The following is a 23,151-nucleotide window of genomic DNA, read 5'->3' on the forward strand; positions in this document are numbered from 1 at the left end:
GCCGCTCTTATGGTGACGGCTATGGGTAAGGAAATCCCCGGCGGCGCGTCGGCCGGGATCGAGATCAGCGGGTTGAGCAAGTCGTTCCGGGTGGGTCGCGACACCGTGCGCGCGCTCGACTCGGTCGATCTGCGGACGTCGAACGGCGCATTCCTCTCCCTGCTCGGCCCATCGGGTTGCGGTAAATCGACCGTTTTGCGAATTCTGGCCGGTTTGGACGAACCCACCGCGGGCACCGCCACCATCAACGGGCTGACGCCGGAGCGCTTGCGCGGCGGTCATCAGCTCGGGATCGCCTTCCAGGATTCGGCGCTGCTGCCCTGGCGCAGCGTGGAGTCGAACGTCCGGCTGCCGTTGCAGGTCGCCGGGTTACCCGCCGAACCGGAGCGGATCGCCGAACTGATCGCGCTGGTCGGCCTGGAGGGCTTCGAGAAGGCCAAGCCGGCACAACTGTCCGGCGGTATGCGCCAACGGGTTTCGATCGCGCGGGCACTGGTGGTGCAGCCGTCGGTGCTGTTGCTCGACGAACCGTTCGGCGCTCTCGACGATATGACCCGGCAGCGGCTGAACCTGGAGCTGCTGCGGATCTGGACCGAGAAGCCCGCCACGACGCTGATGGTCACCCACGGCATCGGCGAGGCGGTATTCCTTTCCGATGTGGTCGCGGTGATGAGCCCGCGCCCCGGCCGGGTACTGGAACTCGTCGACATCGATCTGCCGCGCCCGCGCACGCCCGAAATGATGCGGACGCCGGAATTCCACAAGCTCTGCGATTACCTGTCCGAGCTGCTGTTCGGCCGCGGTGGTGTGGCATGAGCGCGGCACTGGCGGAGCCAGGGCCGCCGGTCGAGGCGACGGGCGCGCGGCCACCGGTGAGCGCGGTCCGCGCGCGGCGGGGAATCGGTGGCCACCGGCTGGCGGGTGCGCTGGGCGTGGCCGCGCTGATCGCGCTGTGGTGGGTGCTGGCGGCCGCGGGCGTGGCCGGTGGCACGGTGCCGACGCCGTGGCGGGTGCTGTCGACCATGTGGGCGGACGGTTGGGGTCTGTACGGCCCGAATTTCCGGGTGACCGCGGCGGGCGCGCTCCAGGGCTTCCTGTGGGGCAACGCGCTCGCGATCGGGCTCGCCGCGCTGATCATGCTGATTCCGCGCATCGAGCCGCTGGCTACCCAGCTGGCCATCCTGAGTTACTGCACACCGCTGGTCGCCCTCGGCCCGATCATCCTGGTGGTCTTCGGCGGGCGCACCCCGACGGTGTTCCTGGCCGCCATGTACTGCTTCTTCACCACCATGGTCGGCGCGGTCACCGGCCTGCGCTCGGCCGATCCGGCGAGCCTGGACCTGGTGCGCGCCTACGGCGGCGGCCGCTGGCAGCAGCTGTACCGGGTGCGGGCGATCGCGGCGCTGCCGAATACGTTCGCCGCCTTGAAGATCGCCGCGCCGTCGGCGGTGCTCGGCGCGATCATCGGCGAGTACCTGGGCGGGGTCGACAGCGGGATCGGGGTCGCGCTGACGGCCGCGCAGACCGCCTACAACGTGCCGCGCACGTGGGGGATGGCGCTGGCCGCCGCCGCGCTGGCCGGGCTGGGCTACCTGCTGGTGGCCGTGGCAGCGCGACTGATCACCCCGTGGACGGCGACGACGGAGGAGCGGCGATGACGACCACCGTGCTGCGCCGGATCGGCCGGTTCCTGCTGCCGCTGGCGACCTCGCTGATCCTGCTGCTGGCCATCTGGTCGCTGTTCTTGCGGGCGTTCCCGCAGATCGGGCCCAGGGTCGGCAAGACGCCCTCGGACATCTGGCGCTACCTGGTGACCGCGCCGGGCGCCGCGACCGCCCGGCAGGCGATTCTCGACGACCTCGCGATCACCCTGCGCGACGCCACGATCGGCTTCACCGTCGGGATGCTCGGCGCGCTGGTGGTGGCCGCGCTGTTCGTGCTGTTCTCGGCGGTGCAGCAGACGTTCATGCCGGTGGCGATGCTGCTGCGGTCGGTGCCGCTGGTGGCGTTGAGCCCGATCGTGGTGCTGGTGTTCGGTCGCGGCACCGCGGGGGTGGCGGTGCTGACCGCGATCGTGGTGTTCTTCCCGGCCCTGGTGATGATCATGACCGGACTGCGCGAAGCGCCCAGGCAGGCCATGGAATTGGTGACCGCCTACGGCGGCACGCGGTGGACCCGGCTGCGGATGGTCGCGGTGCCCGCCGCGCTGCCCTCGGTGTTCGCCGCGGCGCGGGTCTCGGTGCCGGGCGCGCTGATCGGTGCGCTGCTGGGTGAATGGCTCGGCAGCGGAACGGGATTGGGCGCCAGTCTGGTGCGCGCCATTCCGATGTTCCAGTACAACCGGCTGTGGGCCTCGATCGTGGTGGTGACCGTGGTGTCGGTCCTGCTCTACGCGATCGTCGGGGTGATCGAGAATCTGGTGCTCGCGCGATTCGGGCCGAGCGCCGGAAAGGCCTGATCCGGGAGGGAATAGCGGCGGAACGCGGACGCAAAGAGTACGAAACGCGGCGAAACTACATTCGGCGCATGAACAGTATCGACCGTCGTTCCTTTCTCCGCTATTCCGCGCTGACCGGCGCCGCGCTCGGTGGGGCGGGTCTGCTCGCCGCGTGCGGTGGCAGTTCGGGCAGTTCCTCGAACGGCTCGACCGATGACGGTTCGAAATACGGCAAGGTCGCGGTGCAGTTGTCGTGGCTGAAGAACATCGAATTCGCGGGCGAGTATTTCGCCGATTCGAAGGGATATTTCAAGGATGCGGGATTCGGTGCGGTAGACCTCATCGCGGGTGGTGCGGCGAGTACCTCGGTGGAAGCCGGGCTCGATACCGGGAAGGTGTGGATCGGGCTGTCCGCGCCGCAGACCACCGCGCCCGCGATCCTGGAAGGACTACCCGCCAAGATCGTCGGCGCGACCTATCAGAAGAATCCGTTCGCGATCGTCAGCTCGGCGGGCAAACCCATCACCTCGCCCGCGGACATGAAGGGCCGCAAGATCGGCGTGCAGGACACCAACCAGCTGATCTTCAGCGCCCTGCTGGCCGCCAACGGGATCAAGCCGGGCGAGGTGACGGTGGTGCCCGCGCAGTTCGACCCGACACCGCTGGCCAACGGCGAGGTCGACGGCTGGGTCAGCTACGTGACCAACGAGCCGATCACCCTGGCCGCCAAGGGCTTCGCCAACAGCCACTTCCTGTTCGCCGATTTCGGCCTGCCGCTGGTCGCGGAGACGCTGACGGTCACCCAGAACACGATCGACTCCGAGCGCGACAAGCTCAAGGCGTTCCTGATCGCGGAGATCAAGGGCTGGAAGGACGCCGTCGCCGATCCCGCCGAGTCGGCCCGGCTGGCCGTCGAGGTCTACGGCAAGGACCAGAAGCTCGAGCTCGGCGAGCAGACCAAGGAGGCCATCGCGCAGAACGACTTGGTCGTCTCGGCCTCGACCAAGACCGACGGCCTGCTGTCGATGACCGACGCGCTGATCGAGCAGAACATCGCCGCGCTGCGCACCGCGAAGATCGACATCAAGGCCGAGCAGCTGTTCGACCTGTCGATCCTGCGCGAGGTCTACGCCGAGAACCCCGGGTTGAAGTAGTCCTAGATCGCCAGGCCGACCGTCGCCGATCCGAAGTCGCGGCGGGCGGCCAGGCGCAGGCCCGCGCGGGAGGCGAGGAAGTCGGCGGTGACGAAGACGGCGGTCTCGGCCGGGGTGCGCGGGCCCGATTCGAGGCCGGCGGGCACGTGCAGGCGGGCCAGGGTGGGCTCGTCGAAGCCGCCCGCGCGCAGGTCGTCGAGGCGACGGGCCTGGTCGGCGGGGGTGCCGAGCGCGGCGAGGTAGCCCAGCTCGGGTAGTCGTAAGGCGACGGTGAGCAGTGGGATCTCGAAGCGCGGCTCGTTGGCCAGCACCACGATGCCGGTGCTGCTGTCGATCTCGCCCGCGGCGGAGAGGGTGTTGAGGTAGCGGTGCGGCCAGTCCACGACGACCTCGGCCCCGGGGAACGAGGCCGGGTCGGCGAACTCGGGACGCGAATCGCAGATGCTGACCCGGTAGCCGATCATCCGGGCCTGCGCGGCCAGGGTGGCGGCATAGGCGTTGGCGCCGAAGATGATCAGGCGCGGCGGCGGGCAGTAGGAGGCGACGAACAGGTCGGACTCGGGCAGCGCGACGAGCTCGGTGGCGTGCTTGCGGTCGGTGACCAGATGCTGGCCGATGACGTCGGGATCCTGGTTCCACACCACGGTGAACACGGTGACCCGGCGATGGGCCTGGATATCGGCGGCGATAGCGGGGAATTCCGGGAAATCGCGGCAGGAGAACGGCTCGATGAAGATGTCGACGAGTTCGCCGTCGTCGGATCCCGATTCCATTCCGGTGATCAGGCTGTAGCGACGGAGTTGCCGGATCCCGGTCTGCGCGGCTTCCAGTGCCGCCTCGTAGACCGTCTCCTCCAGGCGCCCGGAAGCAATGGATCCGAAGACTCCGCCATTGGGTGTGACGAGCATTCCCGACCCGATCGGCAGCGCGTTCGTGCCGATGGTACGGACCACGGTGGCGAGGCCGCCGGTACGGCCCGAATGCCACACTCGCAGAAGGTCATCGAGGATATCGCGCATATCTCAAAACTCCGATCACCGTGCGCCGACTACCGGGAAATCGCGATCGTTCCCTGTCGCCAAGTCGTCGCACGTGACGCACACCATATCCTGACTGGTGCCCAAATAGGAACCGGCTCCCACATCGCCTACGGTCGCTGCCGAAATGGCGTCCCAGTGCTTGTTCTCGATCACAGCGGGGTGACCGGGTGTGTCGGAGAACACAGCGCGTGCCAGCCCGCTCTCGCTCGCCCGGGCCGCGGCGAGTACCCGTGCGACCACATCGGCCCCGATATCGGGAGTGTCGACGGGCAGGAACGCCACATACCGGGTGCCCGCCGCGGTGGCCGCGCGCAAGCCGGCGCGCACCGTCGCCGACAGCCCGGTGGCCCAGTCCGCGACCCAGCGCCACTCGGTGCCTGGCGGCAGCCCGACGACGGCCGGATCGGGGCCGGTGGCACCGAGCAGAACGATCACCGGATCGCAGCCGCCGTCGCGCAGGGCGGTGATCGCCGCGCGCAGCCAGGCGCCGTCCTCGGCGAGTGCCTTGGGTTTGCCGTAGCGGGTGCCCGCGCCCGCCGCGAGGACGACGCCCGTGCACGCCGACGGCACGGGCGGGTCGATCGGGGGCATAGCGGTGAAGGTAATGGCGCAATGTTGCCGCTCGATTACGGCAGGGCAGCGCGAGGACGACGACACGCCGACGTGACCGACCGCACATCGGTGGCCCGTGGCCGGGGATGGGGAGATGCTGGATCGATGACGAGCGAAGCGATCGGCCTCGCGGGATTCAACGAACTCCCCGCCGCGGCCGCCGAGACGGCATTGCTTGCCTGTTGCTCCGCACCGGGCTGGGCGCGGGCGATCGCCGCGGCGCGGCCCTACCCCAGCACGGACGCGCTGCTGGCGGCGGCCGATGCCGCCTCGGCCGCGCTCGATGACGCCGAGATCGACGCGGCGCTGGCCGGTCACCCGCGGATCGGGGATCGCCCGACCTCGGCGGCTTCGGCCCGCGAGCAGGCCGGCGGCGCCGGCGACGCCGTCAAGGCCGCGCTGGCCGCGGGCAACCGCGACTACGAGGCCAAGTTCGGCCATATCTATCTGGTTTGCGCGGCGGGACGCGGCGGCGAGGAGTTGCTCGCCGTCCTGCGGGCGCGGCTGGACAACGATCCGTCGACCGAGAGGCAGGTCATGCGCACCGAACTGGGGAAGATCAACCGGCTCCGCCTGGCCCGATTGGTGGCGGCGTCGTGACCGGGCTGAGCACGCACGTGCTCGACGCCGTGCGCGGTGTGCCCGCGGCGGGCGTCGCCGTGTGGCTGACGCGTGGCGAGCAGCGCCTCACCGAGGCGCTGACCGATGCCGACGGCCGGGTGAAAGAACTTGCCGCCGGGTTGAATCCGGGCGATTACCGCCTGTTCTTCGATACCGGTAGCTATTTCGCGGCGCAGGGAGTCGAGACCTTCTATCCCGAGGTCTGCGTCGCGTTCACGGTGGGTGAGCAGCCGCATCTGCATGTGCCGCTGCTGTTGTCGCCGTTCTCCTATTCCACCTACCGAGGGAGCTGAGCGAACAGATGGCATTGAGTGGTCCGATCGAGCTGACCGACAACCGCTACGGCAAGGCCGAGAACCGGGTTGTGCGTTTCCACAAGCAGAACGCGCGCCACGAGATCCGTGACGTGAACGTCTCGACCACGCTCCGTGGTGATTTCGCGGCGGCCTACACCGAGGGTGACCAGCGTCACGTCCTGCCCACCGACACCCAGAAGAACATGGCCTACGTCTTCGCGAAGCGACCCGGACTCGACACCGTCGAGGAGTACGCGATCGCGCTGGCCAAGCATTTCACCGACACCGTGGAGCCGGTGACGAGCGCGCGCATCGATGTGGATTCCTATGGGTGGCAGCGGGTCTCGATCGGGGGCGAGGAGCACGATCACACCTGGGTGCGGCAAGGGCCGGAGGTGCGCACCGCCGCGGTGACCGTCGCGGGCACCGGCGCTGATCAGCGCACCTGGGTGATCGGCGGGATCAAGGACCTGGTGGTGCTCAAGTCCACCGGGTCGGAGTTCGCCGACTTCCTCACCGACGAGTACACGACCCTGGCGCCCACCCACGACCGGGTGCTGGCCACCTCGCTGATCGTGCAGTGGCGCTTCGCCGAGATCAGCGGATTCGACTGGGACGAGGTGTACGACGGCATCAGGGCCACGCTGCTCGAGCTGTTCGCGACGACCTACTCCAAGGCCTTGCAGCAGACCCTGCACGCGATGGGTACCGCCGCGCTGCAACGATTCCCGGTGCTCGCCGAGATCCGGTTGTCGGCGCCGAACAAGCACCATTTCGACTACGACCTCGCCCGATTCGGGATCGAGAACAACGGTGAGGTCTTCTGGGCGGCGGACCGCCCGTACGGCTCCATCCACGCGACCTTGCAGCGCGCGGACGCACCGGAGGCGGGCATCGCATGGCAGCCGTGAGCGCGCCCGATCTGCTGATCGCCGGTTGCGCGGTGGTGACCGTCGACGCGGTCGGCACCGAATACCGCGACGGCTGGGTCACGGTGCGGGGCAACCGGATCGACGCGATCGGCGCGGGCACGCCGCCGGAATTCGGGCCGTCGGTGGCGCGGATCGACGGGCGCGGCTGCGTGCTCACGCCGGGGCTGGTCAACACCCACCACCACCTGTATCAGTGGATCACCCGTGGGCTGGCCGCCGACAACACCCTGTTCGAATGGCTGACCACGCTGTATCCGGTGTGGGCGCGGATCGACGAGAAGTCGGTGCGGGTGGCGGCGACCGGCGCGCTGATCTCGCTGGCGCGCAGCGGCTGCACCACGTCCTCGGACCATCACTACGTCTTCCCGCGCTCAGGCGGCGATCTGCTGGCCGCCGAGATCGGTGCGGCCTCGGCGGTCGGGCTGCGGTTCCATCCGGCGCGTGGGTCGATGGATCTGGGGCAGAGCAAGGGCGGGTTGCCGCCCGACGACGTGGTCGAGTCGATCGACGACATCCTGGCCGCGAGCAGCGCGGCGATCGAGCAGTGGCACGATCCGTCCTTCGACGCGATGGTGCGAATCGCGCTCGCGCCGTGCTCGCCGTTCTCGGTGACCGCGGACCTGATGCGGGAATCGGCCGCGCTGGCCAGGTCGGCGGGCGTGCGGCTGCACACCCACCTGGCCGAGACCGTCGACGAGCAGGACTTCTGCCGGTCGAGCTTCGGGTGTACCCCCGCGCAGTACATGGAACAGCTGGGCTGGCTCGGTGACGACGTCTGGTTCGCCCATGCCGTGCACCTCGACGATCCGGCGATCGCCGCGATGGCGCGCACCGGGACCGGCGTCGCGCACTGCCCCACCTCCAACGGCAGGCTGGGCGCTGGCATCGCACGGACCGCGGATCTGGTGGCCGCCGGGGTGCCGGTCGGGCTGGGTGTCGACGGCGCGGCCAGCAACGAGTCGAGTTCGATGATCGAGGAACCGCGCAACGCGCTGCTGTACGCGCGGGCCGTCGGCGGGCCACGCGCGATGACCGTGCGCGCCGCGCTGGAGCTGGCGACGATGGGCGGGGCGCGGGTGCTGGGCCGGGCCGCCGAGATCGGGTCGATCGAGCCGGGCAAGCTGGCCGATCTGGCGCTGTGGCGGCTCGACACTCCGGCGCACGCGGGGATCGAGGACCCGGTCGTGGCGCTGGTGCTCGGGTCGGCGCCGCCGCTGGCCGCGTTGCTCGTCGACGGGCGCGAAGTGGTGCGCGACGGGGTCGTCACCACCGTGGACGAGGCGTCCGCCGGGGCCGACGTCGCCCAGGCCCAGGCCACCCTGCTGGCCGGCGCGTGAGCGCGTCCAGGTGCGCTGAGCTGCCCTTTCGGCGCACACTGGAGGGCGTACACCGGGTTAACCGCCGCGCAATCTGCGGCGGGCGTCGCGCAACATCGTGGCAACTCCCGGCCCCTACTGTGGCCGGTGAGGTAAGCGAGGTGAACGTGGATCTGGACACTGTTCGAGAGGTGGTTCTCGCCCGTGATCGCGCCGACCTGGCCCAGGTCGGCGCCGGGAGCGCGGTCCTGGCCGGTGGCACGTTCCTGTTCTCCGAACCGCACGATCGGCTCGATCGGCTCGTCGACATCACCACCCTCGGCTGGGCGCCGATGCTGGAGCGCGGCGACGGGCTCGAGATCGCCGCGACCTGCACGCTGGCCGACTTCGCGGGCGCGCGTCCCGGCCGGGAACTGGGGTCGGCCGTCCTGCGGCCCGAGTGGCCCGGGACGGCGCTGTTCGCGCAGTCCTGTCGGGCCCTGCTGGCCTCGCACAAGATCTGGCGCACCGCGACCGTCGGCGGGAACGTCTGCCTGTCGCTGCCCGCCGGTGCGGTCCTCGGCGCGCTGGTGGCGCTGGACGCGACGGCCGTCATCTGGCCGCGTGGTGGTGGGGAACGTCGAATTCCATTGCGGGACTTCGTCACCGGCCCCGGCGAGAACATTCTCGCCGCCGGTGCCGTCGTCCGCTCGTTCCTGGTGCCGACGGCGAGTCTGTTGGCGCGCACCGGTTTCCGCAAGATCGCGCTGGCCCCGCTCGGACGTTCCGGGGCGGTGGTGATGGGCAGGCGCGAGGCCGATGGACGGTGCGCGATCACCGTCACCGCCGCGACGGTGCGGCCGGTGGTGCTCGACTTCGACACGGTGCCCACCGAATTCGATCTCGCGGCCGCGCTGGCCGAGCTGGAGCCGCAGGTGTGGTTCGACGATCCGCACGGTGCGCCGGACTGGCGCGCGCACGTCACCGGGTTGCTGGCCGCCGAGGTGGCCGCCGAACTCAGGGGGTCCTCGTGAGCTCAGGACCGCGCGTCGTAGGCGGCGCGGGCGCGCAGCACCTGATCCATGTGCTGCTCGGCCCAGCCCTTGATGGTCCGCATGACCGGCAGCAGTTCCTCGCCGAGCGGGGTCAGCCGGTACTCCACCCGGACCGGCACCTCGGGCAGCACGGTGCGCGCGAGCAGGCCGTCGCGTTCCAGATTGCGCAGGGTCTGGGTGAGCATCTTCTGGCTCACACCGGCCAGTCGCTGGTTGACCTCGCTGTAGCGCAGCGGGCCCTCGGCCAGCGCGTTGATCGCCAGGCTGACCCATTTGTCGCCGATCCGGTCCAGCAGCTGCCTGGCCGGGCACTCGGCCACGTAGGCGTTGTAGGCCGCGCCCGCCTCGGCGCGGCGCTCGGCGGCGGTGCGTGTGGTCATGGCTCTCCCTCGCGTGCGGTACGCACTTCGCAGTGCGTACTTCCCGATAGAGAGTAGCTCTCCCTAGGTTCGACATGTACCTACGGAAGAGAGAGAAATCATCATGCGCGCAGTGGTCGTCCACAGTTTCGGCGGACCGGAAGCACTCGAACTCGTCGACGTTCCCGTCCCCGCGCCCGGACCGGGCCAGGTCCGGATCCGGGTCTCGGCGGCGGCGGTGAATCCCGTCGACGCGGTGACCAGGGCGGGCGCCCTGGTCGAGGCCGGGCTGATGGCGCCGCGCCCGGTGACGGGGATCGGCTGGGACGTGGCGGGCGAGATCGACGAGGTCGGTGCCGGGGTGACGGGGTTCGTTGCCGGTCAGCGGGTGATCGGGCTGCGGGATCTGCTCGACCGGTCGCTGGGCAGCTACGCCGACTATCTGGTGCTCGATGCCTCGGCGGTGGCGCCCGCGCCCGCCGGACGGTCCGCGATCGAGGCGGCCACCCTGCCGTTGAGCGGGCTGACCGCGGTCCAGGCGCTGGATCTGCTCGACCTCGCCGAGGGCGACACCCTGCTGGTGACCGGTGCGGCCGGCGCGGTGGGCGGGTTCGCGGTCGAGATCGCCGCGCGGTGGCGCGGACTGCGGGTGGTCGCGCAGGTGGGCGACGCCGATGCCGATCTGGTGCGGGAACTGGGCGCCGAGTGGGTGGTGTCGCGCGAGGCCGCCGATCTGGCCGAGGCGGTGCGCGCGGTGGTGCCCGGCGGCGTCGACGCCGTACTGGACACCGCGGGGCTGAGCACCAGGGCACTGGCCGCGGTGCGCAACCGGGGTTCGTTCGTCACCGTGGTCGCTGGTGCGGACCCGATCCCGTTGCGCGGCATCCGCGTTCACCACGCCTGGATCAGCGCCGACGGTGCCGCCCTGGCCACCCTCGCCGGCTACGACCTCACCCTGCGGGTGGCCGACACGCTGCCGCTGGAGCAGGCGGTACGGGCCCACACCCGGCTCGCCGAGGGCGGCCTGCGCGGCCGGCTCGTGCTGACCACGGCACCAGGAGGTGGTTCATGAGACTGGACATCGACGGACGCGCGGTCGAGGTGACCGCGCGTCCCGGGCAATGCTTGCGCACCCTGCTGCGCGAACAGGGCGAGCTCGCGGTCAAGCGGGGCTGCGACTCCGGCGATTGCGGCGCGTGCTCGGTCCTGCTCGACGGCGAACCGGTCCACTCCTGCCTGATTCCCGCGCACCGCGCCGACGGGCGCAGCGTCACCACCGCCGCCGGTCTGGCCGATACCGACGGACCGAACGCGGTGCAGCGTGGCTTCGTCGAGCACGCCGGGTTCCAATGCGGTTACTGCACTGCGGGAATGGTGGTCACGGCGACCGGTCTGGCCGCCGGTCGGGGTGACGCCACCGCACAGGTCGCCGCGCAGGCCGACCGGTCCGCGGTCATCGACGCCGAGCGAGCCGAGCTGCTCAAGGGGAATCTGTGCCGCTGCACGGGCTATCGCGCCATCGCCGACGCCCTCTCGGCCTCCTGTGCATCACTGTGCACAACTACGTCCACCCCCGCACCCGGCGCGGGCGACCATGTCGGCGAATCCCGCAGCGCCCATTCTGTGGAGACGGCCGCCGATGATCGGGAGGATCGGCCGGGCGGTGCCGTGGCAGCAGCGAGGTCGGCCGGTGCGGGCGTCGAGGAGGTGCGGTCGGCCGATCGCAGGGAGGGATCTCCGGCCGACAAGGCGGACGCTTCGCAGGTCGACGCGCGGACCGGAGCCGATCACGTGGCCGGCTTTGGCGCGGGTCAGGTGGCCGGCTCGGGGGAGGGCCAGATGGTCGGCGCGAGTGACGACCAGGTGGGTTCGGGTGCACCGCTGATCGCGAGGGGCCCGTCGGTGGATTCCTATGTCGCCGGTGAGTCAGGGGAGGACGAGGTCACCGTCGTGTCCGCGGTGGTGGGGCCCGAGGTGGGCGGTGCCGCGGTGGGGGCGGTCGAGGCTCGGGTCGATGCGACGATGCGGCGCGAGCACGGTCCCGGCCAGATGGGTGACGGGGTGCGGGCGCCGGCGAGCACGCGGATCGTGCGCGGCGCAGAACCGTTCACCCTCGATCTGGTGCCCGGGGCGGGCGAGCGGATGCCGCCCGTCGCGCCGTGGCATCTGGCCGTGCTCACCAGCCCGCATCCGCACGCGCGGATCGTGTCCATCGATACCGCCGCGGCGGAGGCGATTCCGGGGGTGCGGCTGGTCCTGACCCACGCGGACGCGCCCGCCACGGCCTTCTCGACGGCACGGCACGAATTCCGGGAGGACGATCCCGACGACACCTTCGTCCTCGATCGCACGGTGCGGTTCGCGGGCCAGCGGGTGGCCGCGGTGGTGGGGCAGACCCTGGACGCGGCCAAGGCCGGAGTGCGCGCGCTGCGGGTCGAATACGACCTGCTGCCAGCTGTTTTCGAGCCCGAGTCCGCGCTGGCGGCCGACGCTCCGAAGCTGCACGGCGACAAGCCGGAGTCGGCGCGGATCGCCGATCCGGAGCGCAATCTCGTTGCCGAGATCCATGGCGGGGTCGGTGATTTCGAGGCCGGAATCGATGGCGCGGCGAAAGTGGTGCGCGGGGTGTGGCATTCGCCCCGGGTGCAGCACGTGCACCTGGAAACCCACGGCGGCGTCGGCTGGCTGGACGAGACCGGCAGGCTCGTCGTCCGGTCGAGCACCCAGGTGCCGTTCCTGGTGCGCGACGAGTTGTGCCACGTGTTCGGGCTCGATCGGGATCGGGTGCGGGTGTTCGCGGCCAGGGTCGGCGGCGGCTTCGGGGCCAAGCAGGAGATGCTGGCCGAGGATCTGATCGCGCTGGCGGTGCTGCGGACGGGGCATCCCGTGCAGTACGAGTTCACCAGGACCGACGAATTCACCTCCGCCACCTGCCGGCACCCGATGCGGGTCGCGGTCACCGCGGCGGCCGACGCTGCGGGCCTGCTGACCGCGCTCTCGGTCGACGTGCTCACCGACGCGGGCGCCTACGGCAACCACAGCGCGGGCGTGATGTTCCACGCCGTCGGCGAATCGGTGGCGGTGTACCGCTGCCCGAACAAGCGGGTCGACGCACAGGCGGTGTACACCAACAACGTTCCCTCCGGCGCGTTCCGCGGCTACGGGCTCGGCCAGGTGATCTTCGGCGTCGAGTCGGCCATCGACGAACTGGCCAGGGAGCTCGGCATCGATCCGTTCGAATTCCGGCGCCGCAATGTCGTCGTTCCCGGCGACCGGTTCACCGGCGCCGACGTCGACGAGGGCGACCTCACCTTCGGCAGCTACGGCCTCGACCAGTGCCTCGACACCGCCCAGCGGGCACTGCGCCGGGGCAACGGCGTCACCGCGCCGGACCCGGATTGGCGCATCGGCGAGGGGATGGCCGTGGCGATGATCGCCACCGTGCCCCCACGCGGCCACCACGCCGACGCCACCGCCCGCCTGCTCCCCGACGGCACCTACGAGATCGGTGTCGGCACGGCGGAATTCGGCAACGGCACCACCACGGTGCACGCGCAGCTGGCCGCGACCGCGCTGGCCACGACCGCCGACCGGATCCGGATCCGGCAGTCCGACACCGACGTCGTCGGACACGACACCGGCGCGTTCGGTTCCACCGGTACCATGGTCGCGGGCAAGGCCGCCTACGCGGCGGCGCTGGAATTGCACGCGATGCTGCTGGCCAGGGCCGCGAAGGTCAGCGGGCACCCGGAACGCGACTGCGTGCTGTCGGCGGCCGGGGTGCGATGCGGCGCCGAGCTGATGACCGCCGAGGAACTGCTCGCCGACGGGGAGCTGATCGCGCACGGCACCCACGCGGGGACCCCGCGCTCGGTGAGTTTCAATGTGCACGCCTTCCGGGTGGCGGTCCGGCCGGGCACCGGCGAGGTGCGCGTCCTGCAATCGATCCAGGTGGCCGACGCGGGCACCGTGGTCAATCCGGTGCAGCTGCGCGGTCAGGTGGAGGGCGGGGTGGCGCAGGCGCTGGGTACCGCGCTCTACGAGGACATGCGCACCGAGCGGGGCGTGGTGACCACCCGGACACTGCGGCACTATCACCTTCCCCAGTTCGCCGACCTGCCCCGCACGGAGGTGTATTTCGCCGAAACCAGTGACGAGTTGGGCCCGCTGGGTGCCAAATCGATGAGTGAGTCCCCGTACAACCCGGTGGCGCCGGCCCTGGCGAACGCGATCCGCGACGCCGTCGGCGCCCGACCGGACCGATTGCCGATGACCGCCGACCGTGTGTGGCGGCTCATCCAGGAAGGAGCCGCCGGGTGAACTCCCAGCTACCCGAGCACATCCGCGCCCGCATCGACGCCACCCTCGACGCCGTCGACGCCGGTCTGCGGACGCGCTACCCGGGAGCGGGTGACCGGATCCAGCCGGTGCACACCGCCTATGTGGCCGCCGACCGCGCCGATGCCGACACCCCCGCCGAGTGGGGCGCGGCCGCGCTGGAGCTGCTGCACCGGCACGCCGATCTCCTCGTCGGCCTCGACGCCACCGACGCGCTGTCGGCCGTGCGCCGCAGGCTGACCGAGCAGCCGGTGCAGGATCTGCGGATCGACTTCGAGGACGGCTACGGTTTCCGCGCCGACGACGAGGAGGACGCGGCCGCGGCCGCCGCGGGCAAGGCCTTGGCGAGCTGGGCCGGTACTCCCGGCGCTCCCAGCTCGTTCGGCGTTCGCACCAAGGGATTGGCCGCCGCCGAGCGCAGGCGCGCCCTGCGGACCCTCGAACTCGTACTCGACGCGGCGGGCGGGGTCGCGCCCGGCTTCGTGTTCACCGTCCCGAAGATCCGTGCGGCCGAACAGGTCTCGGCGATCGTCGATCTCTGCGCCGGGATCGAGGCGGTGCACGGGCTGCCCGAGCGGACCCTGCGTTTCGAACTCCAGATCGAGAGCCCGCAGGCGATCATCGCCCCCGATGGCACGGCGCCGATCTCCCGGATGATCACCCTGGCCGACGGGCGGTGCAGCGCACTGCACTTCGGCACCTACGACTACACCGCCGCCTGCGGCATCGCCGCCACCGATCAGGCCCTCGACCATCCGGCGGCCGACCACGCCAAGGCCGTGATGCAGGTCGCCGCCGCCCAGACCGGGGTGTGGATCTGTGACGGCTCCACCCAGATCGTGCCGGACGCCGATCCCGAAGGCGCGTTGCGCAATCACCATCGTCTGGTCGAGCGGGCCCTGCGGCGCGGCTACTACCAGGGCTGGGACATGCATCCCGGGCACCTGATCACCCGCTGGCTGGCCACCTACGACTTCTTCCGCACCGCCATCGACGTCGCCGTCCCGCGCCTGCTGGCCTATCTGGACCGGCGCTCCGGCGGCGTAATCGATGAGCCCGCCACCGCGGAAGCCCTCGCCACCACGGTGCTGCGCGGCCTGCGCTGTGGTGCCGTCACCGCCGACGAACTCGGCACGCGGGCACCGGAACTCACCGTCGCGGTGCTCGAGGCGCTGGTCGCGCGCACGTACGCGCCACAGGACGCGCGATGACCCACCGGGGAGTGCCGGGGCATCGGCAAGCCAACGCCATGCGGCTCGGGCGATGTCGCGCTCGGACGACCGCGGCGCGCCGCTGATTCGAGCGGCCGCGCGGCGAGACGCGCAGGCAGTACTCCACGGCGGGCTGGGCCCGCAGCACCTGAGGCATAGGAGGCAACGGTGACCACACACCTCGGCGGCGACGATTTCACGCTGCTCCCCGATCTGGCGGTTCGATCCCTCGGCGGGTCGGTGATCTGGGCGAACGACGAGTTCTTCGCGGAGAAGGAGAACCTGGTCAACCCGGGTCCGTCGGAATATCGACCGGCCACCTTCGGGCACAAGGGACAGGTCTACGACGGCTGGGAGACCCGACGGCACCGGGGCGAGCCCGGCGACGACAGCGCCATCGTGCGGCTCGGCGTGCCGGGCGTGATCCGCGGTGTCGTGGTGGACACCGCCTGGTTCAAGGGCAACTACCCGCCCGAGGTGTCGCTGTCGGCGCTGGCGATCGAGGGGTATCCGCCCGCCGAGGAGATCGCCGCGCGCACCGACTGGGTCGCCCTGCTCGACCGGGTGAAGGTGGGTGGCGACAGCCGCAATCCGTTCCCCATCGACAGCGAAAGCCGCTGGACCCACGTGAAACTCACCATGCACCCCGACGGCGGCGTCGCCCGCCTGCGCGTGCACGGCGAGGGCAGACCCGACCCGACGCTGTTGGGCCTCGGCCCGCTCGACCTGGCCGCGCTGGAGAACGGCGCACTCGTCCTGGACTGCTCCAACCGCTTCTACAGCTCGCCCAACCAGCTGCTCTACCCCGGCCTGGCCAGGGTGATGGGCGACGGCTGGGAGACCGCCCGACGCCGCGACGACGGAAACGATTGGGTGCGCATCAGATTGGCCGGTCCGGGCGCGATCCGGCTCGCCGAGATCGACACTTCCTGCTTCCTCGGCAACAGCCCCGGCGCGGCCTCGCTCACCGGCTTCACCAACGACGGCACCCAGGTCGAGCTGCTGCCGCGCACCGATCTGCTGCCCGACACCAGGCATCGGTTCGCGCTCGCGCCTGCCGCCGCTTCGGTGGAGGAGGTACGCCTCGACATCTATCCCGACGGCGGCCTCGCCCGCCTGCGGCTCTACGGGGAGCTGGGATGAGCACAGTATCGCGCGGCGATTCCGTGGGGGGCGGCGATCGGGTGACGGGTGGGCGTGAGATTCGTGACTTCGTCGGCTATGGCCCGAATTCGCCGGATCCGCAGTGGCCCGGCGGCGCGCGGGTCGCCGTGCAGTTCGTGCTGAATTACGAGGAGGGCGGGGAGAACAACGTCCTCGACGGGTCGCCGCACTCGGAGACCTTCCTGTCCGAGATGACTCCGGCCGAGGCGTTCCCGAACCGGCACATGAGCATGGAATCGCTCTACGAGTACGGCTCCCGCGCCGGGCTGTGGCGGGTGCTGCGCGCCTTCGAGCGGCGCGGGCTGCCGCTCACCATCTTCGCGGTGGCGCGGGCCATGCAGCGTAATCCCGAAGCGGTGGCGGCCTTTCGGGAGCTCGGCCACGAGATCGCCTGTCACGGGCTGCAATGGAAGTCGTATCAGCTCATCGATCGCGATATCGAGCGCGCGGACATGGCCGAGGCGGTGCGCGTGCTCACCGAGCTGACCGGCGCGGCCCCGCTGGGCTGGTACACCGGCCGCGATTCGCCGAATACCAGGGAGCTCGTCGTCGAGCACGGCGGATTCGTCTACGACTCCGACTCCTACGCCGACGATCTGCCGTACTGGACCGAGGTGCGGGGTCAGAACCACCTGGTCGTGCCGTACACCCTCGACACCAACGACATGCGCTTCGCCTCCCCGGCCGGCTTCGCCAACGGCGACGAGTTCTTCGCGCACCTGCGCGACGCGTTCGACGTGCTGTATCGCGAAGGCGCCGAGGGCAGTCCGAAGATGCTGTCGATCGGTTTGCACTGCCGCCTGGCGGGCCGGCCCGCGCGGACCGCGGCGCTGGAACGGTTCCTCGATCACGTGCAGGCCCACGACGGAGTGTGGATCGCCCGGCGGATCGACATCGCCGAACATTGGCGCAAGGTGCATCCGCCGATGGTGTGAGAAGTCCGGCCGCGCTCCCGAATTCGAGGGGCGCGGCACTTCTACCGTGGTTCCGTGCCCCGCGGGCGCAAGTGCCGGGCGAGGACGTCCAAGGCCTGGAGTACCTCGGCCGTCGCGGCCGGGTCGGCGGTGGGCAGAGCCGCGGCGACGGCCGCGTCGATGGTGGACGCGCGGATCTGGGCGACCCGCGCCGAGATCCGTTCCGCCGGGCGGATGACGGTGCGACGGCGGTCGCGCGGGTCGGTGGCGGTGGTGATCGAGCCCGCCTCCTCGAGCCGGGCGACCGCCGTCGACACCGCGCTCTGCGGCAGTCCGGTGCGGCGGGCGATCTCGCCGACGGTGCTGTCCGGGTGGGCGACGATGTCGCTGGTGACCACCAGCACCGGGCGGTGCCCGCCGCCGAGACCCGCCGTGGGCAGGGCCTCCTCGCCGATCTTCATCAGCGTTCGCCCGAGCAGGAACAGTTCGACTCCATCCATACCGCTCAAGATACATCACTCTTGATGTATCAAATCTGATGAATTACGGTGGGTGGCATGAGCACGATTCACGCCGACACGCTGCCGGTTCCCGACGCCGAGCTGTACTACGAGGTGCGCGGCCACGGGCCGATGCTGCTGATCTCGCAGAGCGGGGAGGGGGGCGCGCGGCGCAGCGAAGCGCTGGTGCGGGAACTGGAGGCGGACTTCACCGTCATCACCTACGACCGGCGCGGGCTCTCGCGCAGCCGGATCCACGGCACGCCGGGCGCGTCGATGGCCACCCACGCCGACGATGCGCACCGGCTGCTCGCCGCGCTCACCGACGCGCCGGTGGCGATGCTCGGCTGCAGTATGGGCGCCTCGATCGGGCTGCACCTGGCGGTGACGCATCCGGGGCAACTGAGCACCTTGATCGCGCACGAGCCGGTGAGTCCGTGGCTGCTGGCCGCGACCGAGCGGGCCCATCACCTGGCGGAACTCGCGCAGTGTCAGGAGGTCTTCCGCGCCGAAGGCTGGCGGGCGGCGCTGGCACCGATGGTGCGCACGCTCGGGATAGATCCGGCGAACCAGGATGTCGAGCCCGGGGTGCGGCTCGCGCCGATCACCGCCGAGCGCGCACGCAACTTCGAGTACTTCCTCGGCCACGACTTCACCGCCGTCCGGGCCGACTGCGTCGATGTCACGGCGCTGCGGGAATCACCGGTGCGCATCGTGCCCGCGACCGGGCGCACCACCGGGCCGCAGGTCTTCGACCACAAGTGCGCGCGCGAGCTGGCCGAGCTGCGAGACGCGCCGCTGGTCGAATTCCCCGGCGGTCACAACGGGAATCTCACCCATCCCGCCGCGTACGCCGCCGTCGTGCGCGCGGTCCTGGCGCGGACCCGGCCCTGACCGGGCCGGGTCCGGTGCTCAGGCGAAGAGGCCGTGGACGAACGGCAGCGAGTCGACGAGGGAGGCGTTGACCGTGCCGTCGTGGTCGGTGGGGTAGGTGCGGACGGTGACCGGCTGGCGGTTCGCGGTCAGCACCGCGGCGAAGCGCAGGGTCTCGGGGGTGACCACATCGGTGTCGCGCAGGCCCTGACCAAGGAACACCGGCCGGTCGTAGCCGGATTCCGGCAGGCCCATGTAGCGCGCGAGCAGCCCGCGCAGATCGGGAATCGACGACAGCGGGCGGGCGAGCAGGCTGCCCAGGCTGGGCTTGGCGGCGGCGAGTTCGTCGCCGAGCGGGCCGATGCAACCGGTTTGGGCGCGGACGACCCAGTCGCGGCCCGACTCGGTGAGCAGGCCGTCGATGTCGAGCTCGGGGAAGGTGGTGCGCAGGCCGTTGAGGATGTAGAGCACGTAGGCCGACAGGTGCGCGCTCAGCGCGATCGGCGGCATGCCGGGGCCGAGTAGGCCGATGACGTCCTCGATGTAGGCGGGCACGCCGGTGCCGACCGCGCCGCGATAGTCGAGGGCGGAACCGCCGAACTCGGTGGCGTAGCGAGCGGTGAACACCGCGGCGCCGCCGCCCTGCGACTGGCCGACCACGGCCCACTTGTTCGACAGCGCCGGGTACTGCGTGGTGGCCGCGCGCACCGCGTCGACCACGTTGTGCGCCTCCACCACGCCGTTGAGATACGGGTGCTCACCCGGGCCGCCGAGGCCCGCGTAATCGGCCGCCACGACCGCGTACCCCTGGCTCAGCCAGGTGCCGAGGTAGGCCCAGTCGCGTTCGACCGCGGCGGGGCCCGCCACGCTGTACGCGCAGTCGTCCCCGAGACCAACGGTGCCGTGCGCCCACGCGATCACCGGCCACCCGCCCGCGGGCGCCTCGCCCGTCGGGAAGTACACGGCGGCACTGGTCGTGGTCGGCTGGTCGCCCGCGGTCGTCGACCGGTAGAGCAACCGCTCGGCGCGCGCCGAGCCGGGCAGCGTCGCTGCCGGGGACAGTGCCTCGACGCCGACGACACTCCCGGCCCGCGGTGCCGGCTGCGCGCTCGCCGCCATCGGCACCAGGCTCACCGCGGCCGTCGCCGCGACCACCGTCAGCGCGACCTTCGACGTGGCCGCGATCCTCGAAATCCTCATGGGGTCACCCTCTCGTCTTCGCGGACGAGTGTCCAGGACTGCCCACCGCGCCCCCACTTCCGGGGTGCGCGTCGACCTCGGGCGAATGCAGTGACGACACGCACACCATTCCTGCCCGGCGTGGTGTGTGAAACAGCTCACAAGGTGCGAGGGTTGGGCGTGTCGGGCGGCGCCCGGGCGGGAAGCGCTAACAGTACGGGCGTTATGCTAAAACTCCTGGTCAGCGCTACCGGTCGGTAGGGCGGGTGCTTGCAATTAGCCCGCAAATTTCGCAAAGTTAGCAAACGCGGCGGCAAACCTAGCTGAGATTCACATAAGCAACAGGTAGACGGCTATTTCCTGGTGTGCCATCGTGTGGAAGTACACCCCTCAGGCCCTAGCTAGTCCTAGCAAGCCTGCAAATTGCTTCAGCAGTACGAGTCGCGCAACCGAAAGCGTTAAGCCGCCGGTTGTTTCACGGCTGGACCGTAGGAGCACCGACCACACCGAGGAAGTGGAGTCAGAGATGTCGACTGTCGGCACCCCGAAGACCGCTGCGGAGATCCAGCAGGATTGGGACACCAACCCGCGCTGGAAGGGCATCACCCGCAACTACACCGCCGAGCAGGTCGTCGCCCTGCAGGGCAACGTTGTCGAGGAGCACACCCTCGCCCGCCGCGGTGCGGAGATCCTGTGGGACCTCGTGAACAACGAGGACTACATCAACTCCCTCGGCGCCCTCACCGGCAACCAGGCCGTGCAGCAGGTTCGCGCCGGCCTGAAGGCCATCTACCTGTCGGGTTGGCAGGTCGCCGGTGACGCGAACCTGTCCGGCCACACCTACCCCGACCAGTCGCTGTACCCGGCGAACTCGGTCCCGTCGGTGGTCCGTCGCATCAACAACGCGCTGCTGCGCGCCGACGAGATCTCCAAGGTCGAGGGTGACAACTCGGTCGCCAACTGGCTGGCCCCGATCGTGGCCGACGCCGAGGCCGGCTTCGGTGGCGCGCTGAACGCCTACGAGCTGCAGAAGGCGATGATCGCCGCGGGTGCCGCCGGTGTCCACTGGGAGGACCAGCTGGCGTCGGAGAAGAAGTGCGGCCACCTCGGTGGCAAGGTGCTGATCCCCACCCAGCAGCACATCCGCACCCTGACCTCCGCGCGTCTGGCCGCCGACGTCGCCGACGTGCCGTCGGTGATCATCGCCCGCACCGACGCCGAGGCCGCCACCCTGCTCACCACCGACGTGGACGAGCGCGACCGTGAGTTCCTGGACGGCACCCGTACCGCCGAGGGCTTCTTCGGTGTGAAGAACGGCATCGAGCCCTGCATCGCGCGTGCCAAGGCCTACGCCCCCTACGCCGACCTCATCTGGATGGAGACCGGCGTGCCGGACCTGGAGGTCGCGCGCAAGTTCGCCGAGGCCGTCCGCAGCGAGTTCCCGGACCAGCTGCTGGCCTACAACTGCTCGCCTTCGTTCAACTGGAAGGCGCACCTGGACGACGCGACCATCGCGAAGTTCCAGCGTGAGCTCGGCGCGATGGGCTTCAAGTTCCAGTTCATCACCCTGGCCGGCTTCCACTCGCTGAACTACGGCATGTTCGACCTGGCGTACGGCTACGCCCGCGACGGCATGACCTCGTTCGTCGACCTGCAGGAGCGCGAGTTCAAGGCTGCCGCCGAGCGTGGCTTCACCGCCGTGAAGCACCAGCGTGAGGTCGGTGCCGGCTACTTCGACACCATCGCCACCACCGTGGACCCGAACACCTCGACGGCTGCCCTGAAGGGCTCCACCGAAGAGGGTCAGTTCCACTGAGACATGGTCGCGGCTCCGCCGCGACGTGTTCGCCGCCCCTCCAGGGCCGCCGCCGAGCACTCGAGACTCGTGCCTTCGGCACCTGCGCTTCGAGCGCTCGGCGACGACCCGGCGGCGAACTGGCTCCTCGAGGTCGCCCTACCGGGCGGCTTTGAGTAGCAACGCATTTCCTCTACTCCGGTAGGGGTGTACGCCCTCTCCTGTCGATCAGCCCCGACAGGGGAGGGCATCCCTATACTTTGGGTACTTCGGGTCGCAGACCCCCATGGTTTCGGCCCGTCCCCGGCTCTGGACTGACCGGAGGGCGCGACGAAGGAGTGCCCGTAGGGAGGGAAGAGCCGGGGCTTAGGGCCGAAACCCCGCGGCGCCAGCCGCCAAAATTACAGGAGCGGGACGTGAGCAGCGAGAAGATTCAGCGCGTCGGCATCATCGGCGCCGGACAGATGGGCGCGGGCATCGCGGAAGTGTGCGCACGCGCGCACGTCGACGTCCTCGTCTACGAGACCAGTCGCGAACTCGCCGCCGCGGGCCGCGCTCGGATCCTGCGCTCGCTGGACCGTGGCGTGAGCAGCGGCAAGATCACCGAGCGGGAGCGGGAGCAGGCGGCCTGGCGGCTGCGCTTCACCTCCGATCTCGGCGACTTCGCCGACCGTCAGCTGGTCGTGGAGGCCGTTGTCGAGAACGAAGAGGTCAAGACGGCCATCTTCAGCGAGCTGGACAAGGTCGTCACCGACCCCGACGCCGTGCTCGCCTCCAACACCTCCTCCATCCCGATCATGAAGATCGCGGTCGCCACGGCGAACCCCGAGCGCGTGGTCGGCCTGCACTTCTTCAACCCGGTCCCCGTGCTGCCGCTGGTCGAGCTGGTCACCACCCTCAAGACCAGCGAGCCGGTCGCCAAGCGCGCCGAGCAGTTCGCCGCCGACATCCTGGGCAAGCAGGTCGTCCGCTCGGCCGACCGCTCCGGCTTCGTCGTCAACGCGCTGCTGGTGCCGTACCTGCTCTCGGCCATCCGGATGGTCGAGTCGGGCTTCGCCACCAAGGAAGACGTCGACAAGGCGATGGTGCTCGGCTGTGCCCACCCGATGGGCCCGCTGGCGCTGACCGACCTCGTCGGCCTCGACACGGTGAAGTCGATCGCGGACTCGATGTACGCCGAGTTCAAGGAGCCGCTGTACTCGGCTCCGCCGCTGCTGATGCGGATGGTCGAGGCGGGCCTGCTGGGCAAGAAGACCGGCGCCGGCTTCTACCAGTACGGCAAGTAGGGGTTTGCTCCCCGGAGGCCACCGTCATCACCGACTACGCGATGACGGTGGCCTTCGGTCATTTCGGGGGTGTTTGCAGGGGGAACAGCG

22 protein-coding genes are annotated in these 23,151 nt (G+C 70.3%); 17 read left to right on the plus strand and 5 right to left on the minus strand.

Going from position 1 to position 23,151, the window contains the following annotated elements:
- Nucleotides 1–21: 21 nt before the first annotated feature.
- From V8688_RS02340 to V8688_RS02355, 4 genes are all read left to right on the plus strand, one after another.
- Nucleotides 22–816, plus strand: a complete 795-nt coding sequence (locus V8688_RS02340; protein ID WP_342800063.1) for an ABC transporter ATP-binding protein — start codon at nt 22–24, stop codon at nt 814–816.
- Nucleotides 813–1,658, plus strand: a complete 846-nt coding sequence (locus V8688_RS02345) for an ABC transporter permease subunit (protein ID WP_342800064.1) — start codon at nt 813–815, stop codon at nt 1,656–1,658. Before V8688_RS02340 ends, V8688_RS02345 begins: the two co-directional genes overlap by 4 nt.
- Nucleotides 1,655–2,458: an ABC transporter permease subunit gene (locus V8688_RS02350; protein WP_218722056.1), complete on the plus strand. Its 804-nt coding sequence runs from the start codon at nt 1,655–1,657 to the stop codon at nt 2,456–2,458. The genes V8688_RS02345 and V8688_RS02350 overlap by 4 nt, the downstream gene beginning before the upstream one ends.
- Before the next feature lie 68 nt (nt 2,459–2,526).
- The gene (locus V8688_RS02355; RefSeq protein WP_316576242.1) at nt 2,527–3,591 is read left to right on the plus strand and encodes an ABC transporter substrate-binding protein; all 1,065 of its coding nucleotides are present in this window, start codon (nt 2,527–2,529) and stop codon (nt 3,589–3,591) included.
- Between the two features lie 2 nt (nt 3,592–3,593).
- On the opposite strand, the gene V8688_RS02360 is transcribed toward V8688_RS02355, so the two are convergent.
- Nucleotides 3,594–4,610, minus strand: coding sequence for an XdhC/CoxI family protein (locus tag V8688_RS02360; protein WP_218722051.1), 1,017 nt, complete (start codon nt 4,608–4,610; stop codon nt 3,594–3,596).
- 15 nt (nt 4,611–4,625) lie between these two features.
- Nucleotides 4,626–5,222 (minus strand): NTP transferase domain-containing protein, encoded by a 597-nt coding sequence (locus V8688_RS02365; protein ID WP_218722050.1) that lies wholly within the window; start codon nt 5,220–5,222, stop codon nt 4,626–4,628.
- Between the two features lie 126 nt (nt 5,223–5,348).
- On the opposite strand from V8688_RS02365, the gene uraD reads away from it, so the two are divergent.
- The 5 genes from uraD to V8688_RS02390 all read left to right on the plus strand — a co-directional run bounded on the left by uraD (nt 5,349) and on the right by V8688_RS02390 (nt 9,421).
- On the plus strand, nt 5,349–5,843 hold the full coding sequence (gene uraD, locus V8688_RS02370) for a 2-oxo-4-hydroxy-4-carboxy-5-ureidoimidazoline decarboxylase (RefSeq protein ID WP_342800065.1): 495 nt from the start codon (nt 5,349–5,351) through the stop codon (nt 5,841–5,843).
- A complete protein-coding gene (gene uraH / locus V8688_RS02375) occupies nt 5,840–6,157 on the plus strand; it encodes a hydroxyisourate hydrolase (protein ID WP_218722048.1) in 318 nt (105 codons plus the stop codon). Before uraD ends, uraH begins: the two co-directional genes overlap by 4 nt.
- 8 nt (nt 6,158–6,165) lie before the next feature.
- Complete coding sequence (gene pucL, locus V8688_RS02380) at nt 6,166–7,071, plus strand: factor-independent urate hydroxylase (RefSeq protein ID WP_342800066.1); 906 nt, start codon at nt 6,166–6,168, stop codon at nt 7,069–7,071.
- Nucleotides 7,059–8,429 carry an 8-oxoguanine deaminase gene (locus tag V8688_RS02385; protein WP_316576238.1) on the plus strand — a complete coding sequence of 457 codons (1,371 nt, stop codon included), beginning with the start codon at nt 7,059–7,061 and terminating at the stop codon, nt 8,427–8,429. Before pucL ends, V8688_RS02385 begins: the two co-directional genes overlap by 13 nt.
- Nucleotides 8,430–8,575: 146 nt before the next feature.
- Nucleotides 8,576–9,421 carry an FAD binding domain-containing protein gene (locus V8688_RS02390; protein WP_316576374.1) on the plus strand — a complete coding sequence of 282 codons (846 nt, stop codon included), beginning with the start codon at nt 8,576–8,578 and terminating at the stop codon, nt 9,419–9,421.
- A gap of 2 nt (nt 9,422–9,423) precedes the next feature.
- Here the strand turns inward: V8688_RS02390 and V8688_RS02395 are convergent, their stop codons facing one another.
- Entirely contained in the window at nt 9,424–9,822 is a 399-nt protein-coding gene (locus tag V8688_RS02395; RefSeq protein WP_218722045.1) for a helix-turn-helix domain-containing protein, read from the minus strand.
- Nucleotides 9,823–9,925: 103 nt separating this feature from the next.
- On the opposite strand from V8688_RS02395, the gene V8688_RS02400 reads away from it, so the two are divergent.
- The 5 genes from V8688_RS02400 (at nt 9,926) to puuE (ending at nt 17,449) form a co-directional block, all read left to right on the plus strand.
- Nucleotides 9,926–10,873 (plus strand): NADP-dependent oxidoreductase, encoded by a 948-nt coding sequence (locus V8688_RS02400; protein ID WP_342800067.1) that lies wholly within the window; start codon nt 9,926–9,928, stop codon nt 10,871–10,873.
- Nucleotides 10,870–14,121, plus strand: a complete 3,252-nt coding sequence (locus tag V8688_RS02405; RefSeq protein WP_342800068.1) for a molybdopterin-dependent oxidoreductase — start codon at nt 10,870–10,872, stop codon at nt 14,119–14,121. The genes V8688_RS02400 and V8688_RS02405 overlap by 4 nt, the downstream gene beginning before the upstream one ends.
- Nucleotides 14,118–15,350, plus strand: coding sequence for an aldolase/citrate lyase family protein (locus tag V8688_RS02410; protein WP_316576235.1), 1,233 nt, complete (start codon nt 14,118–14,120; stop codon nt 15,348–15,350). Before V8688_RS02405 ends, V8688_RS02410 begins: the two co-directional genes overlap by 4 nt.
- Nucleotides 15,351–15,518: 168 nt before the next feature.
- A complete protein-coding gene (alc, locus tag V8688_RS02415) occupies nt 15,519–16,493 on the plus strand; it encodes an allantoicase (RefSeq protein WP_342800069.1) in 975 nt (324 codons plus the stop codon).
- Nucleotides 16,490–17,449, plus strand: coding sequence for an allantoinase PuuE (gene puuE, locus V8688_RS02420; RefSeq protein ID WP_342800070.1), 960 nt, complete (start codon nt 16,490–16,492; stop codon nt 17,447–17,449). The genes alc and puuE overlap by 4 nt, the downstream gene beginning before the upstream one ends.
- A 41-nt stretch (nt 17,450–17,490) precedes the next feature.
- Here puuE and V8688_RS02425 read toward each other — a convergent pair whose 3' ends face one another.
- Nucleotides 17,491–17,928: a helix-turn-helix domain-containing protein gene (locus V8688_RS02425; RefSeq protein WP_218722039.1), complete on the minus strand. Its 438-nt coding sequence runs from the start codon at nt 17,926–17,928 to the stop codon at nt 17,491–17,493.
- 57 nt (nt 17,929–17,985) lie between these two features.
- Between V8688_RS02425 and V8688_RS02430 the strand changes: the two genes are divergently transcribed.
- The gene (locus V8688_RS02430; protein ID WP_218722038.1) at nt 17,986–18,822 is read left to right on the plus strand and encodes an alpha/beta hydrolase; all 837 of its coding nucleotides are present in this window, start codon (nt 17,986–17,988) and stop codon (nt 18,820–18,822) included.
- Between the two features lie 18 nt (nt 18,823–18,840).
- Here the strand turns inward: V8688_RS02430 and V8688_RS02435 are convergent, their stop codons facing one another.
- Nucleotides 18,841–20,001 (minus strand): lipase family protein, encoded by a 1,161-nt coding sequence (locus V8688_RS02435; RefSeq protein ID WP_342800071.1) that lies wholly within the window; start codon nt 19,999–20,001, stop codon nt 18,841–18,843.
- 505 nt (nt 20,002–20,506) lie between these two features.
- On the opposite strand from V8688_RS02435, the gene aceA reads away from it, so the two are divergent.
- A complete protein-coding gene (gene aceA, locus V8688_RS02440) occupies nt 20,507–21,796 on the plus strand; it encodes an isocitrate lyase (RefSeq protein ID WP_218722036.1) in 1,290 nt (429 codons plus the stop codon).
- A gap of 395 nt (nt 21,797–22,191) precedes the next feature.
- Nucleotides 22,192–23,061, plus strand: coding sequence for a 3-hydroxybutyryl-CoA dehydrogenase (locus V8688_RS02445; protein ID WP_218722035.1), 870 nt, complete (start codon nt 22,192–22,194; stop codon nt 23,059–23,061).
- Nucleotides 23,062–23,151 lie beyond the last annotated feature (90 nt).

Source organism: Nocardia sp. No.11 (assembly GCF_038752175.1).
Classification (GTDB): Bacteria; Actinomycetota; Actinomycetes; order Mycobacteriales; family Mycobacteriaceae; genus Nocardia; species Nocardia canadensis.

What these genes read in the sequence shown, in the direction of transcription:
- V8688_RS02340 (WP_342800063.1), top strand. Translation starts at nt 22, where the DNA reads ATGGGTAAGGAAATCCCCGGCGGCGCGTCGGCCGGGATCGAGATCAGC.
- V8688_RS02345 (WP_342800064.1), top strand. Translation starts at nt 813, where the DNA reads ATGAGCGCGGCACTGGCGGAGCCAGGGCCGCCGGTCGAGGCGACGGGC.
- V8688_RS02350 (WP_218722056.1), top strand. Translation starts at nt 1,655, where the DNA reads ATGACGACCACCGTGCTGCGCCGGATCGGCCGGTTCCTGCTGCCGCTG.
- V8688_RS02355 (WP_316576242.1), top strand. Translation starts at nt 2,527, where the DNA reads ATGAACAGTATCGACCGTCGTTCCTTTCTCCGCTATTCCGCGCTGACC.
- V8688_RS02360 (WP_218722051.1), bottom strand. Translation starts at nt 4,610, where the DNA reads ATGCGCGATATCCTCGATGACCTTCTGCGAGTGTGGCATTCGGGCCGT.
- V8688_RS02365 (WP_218722050.1), bottom strand. Translation starts at nt 5,222, where the DNA reads ATGCCCCCGATCGACCCGCCCGTGCCGTCGGCGTGCACGGGCGTCGTC.
- uraD (WP_342800065.1), top strand. Translation starts at nt 5,349, where the DNA reads ATGACGAGCGAAGCGATCGGCCTCGCGGGATTCAACGAACTCCCCGCC.
- pucL (WP_342800066.1), top strand. Translation starts at nt 6,166, where the DNA reads ATGGCATTGAGTGGTCCGATCGAGCTGACCGACAACCGCTACGGCAAG.
- V8688_RS02385 (WP_316576238.1), top strand. Translation starts at nt 7,059, where the DNA reads ATGGCAGCCGTGAGCGCGCCCGATCTGCTGATCGCCGGTTGCGCGGTG.
- V8688_RS02395 (WP_218722045.1), bottom strand. Translation starts at nt 9,822, where the DNA reads ATGACCACACGCACCGCCGCCGAGCGCCGCGCCGAGGCGGGCGCGGCC.
- V8688_RS02400 (WP_342800067.1), top strand. Translation starts at nt 9,926, where the DNA reads ATGCGCGCAGTGGTCGTCCACAGTTTCGGCGGACCGGAAGCACTCGAA.
- V8688_RS02405 (WP_342800068.1), top strand. Translation starts at nt 10,870, where the DNA reads ATGAGACTGGACATCGACGGACGCGCGGTCGAGGTGACCGCGCGTCCC.
- puuE (WP_342800070.1), top strand. Translation starts at nt 16,490, where the DNA reads ATGAGCACAGTATCGCGCGGCGATTCCGTGGGGGGCGGCGATCGGGTG.
- V8688_RS02425 (WP_218722039.1), bottom strand. Translation starts at nt 17,928, where the DNA reads ATGGATGGAGTCGAACTGTTCCTGCTCGGGCGAACGCTGATGAAGATC.
- V8688_RS02430 (WP_218722038.1), top strand. Translation starts at nt 17,986, where the DNA reads ATGAGCACGATTCACGCCGACACGCTGCCGGTTCCCGACGCCGAGCTG.
- V8688_RS02435 (WP_342800071.1), bottom strand. Translation starts at nt 20,001, where the DNA reads ATGAGGATTTCGAGGATCGCGGCCACGTCGAAGGTCGCGCTGACGGTG.
- aceA (WP_218722036.1), top strand. Translation starts at nt 20,507, where the DNA reads ATGTCGACTGTCGGCACCCCGAAGACCGCTGCGGAGATCCAGCAGGAT.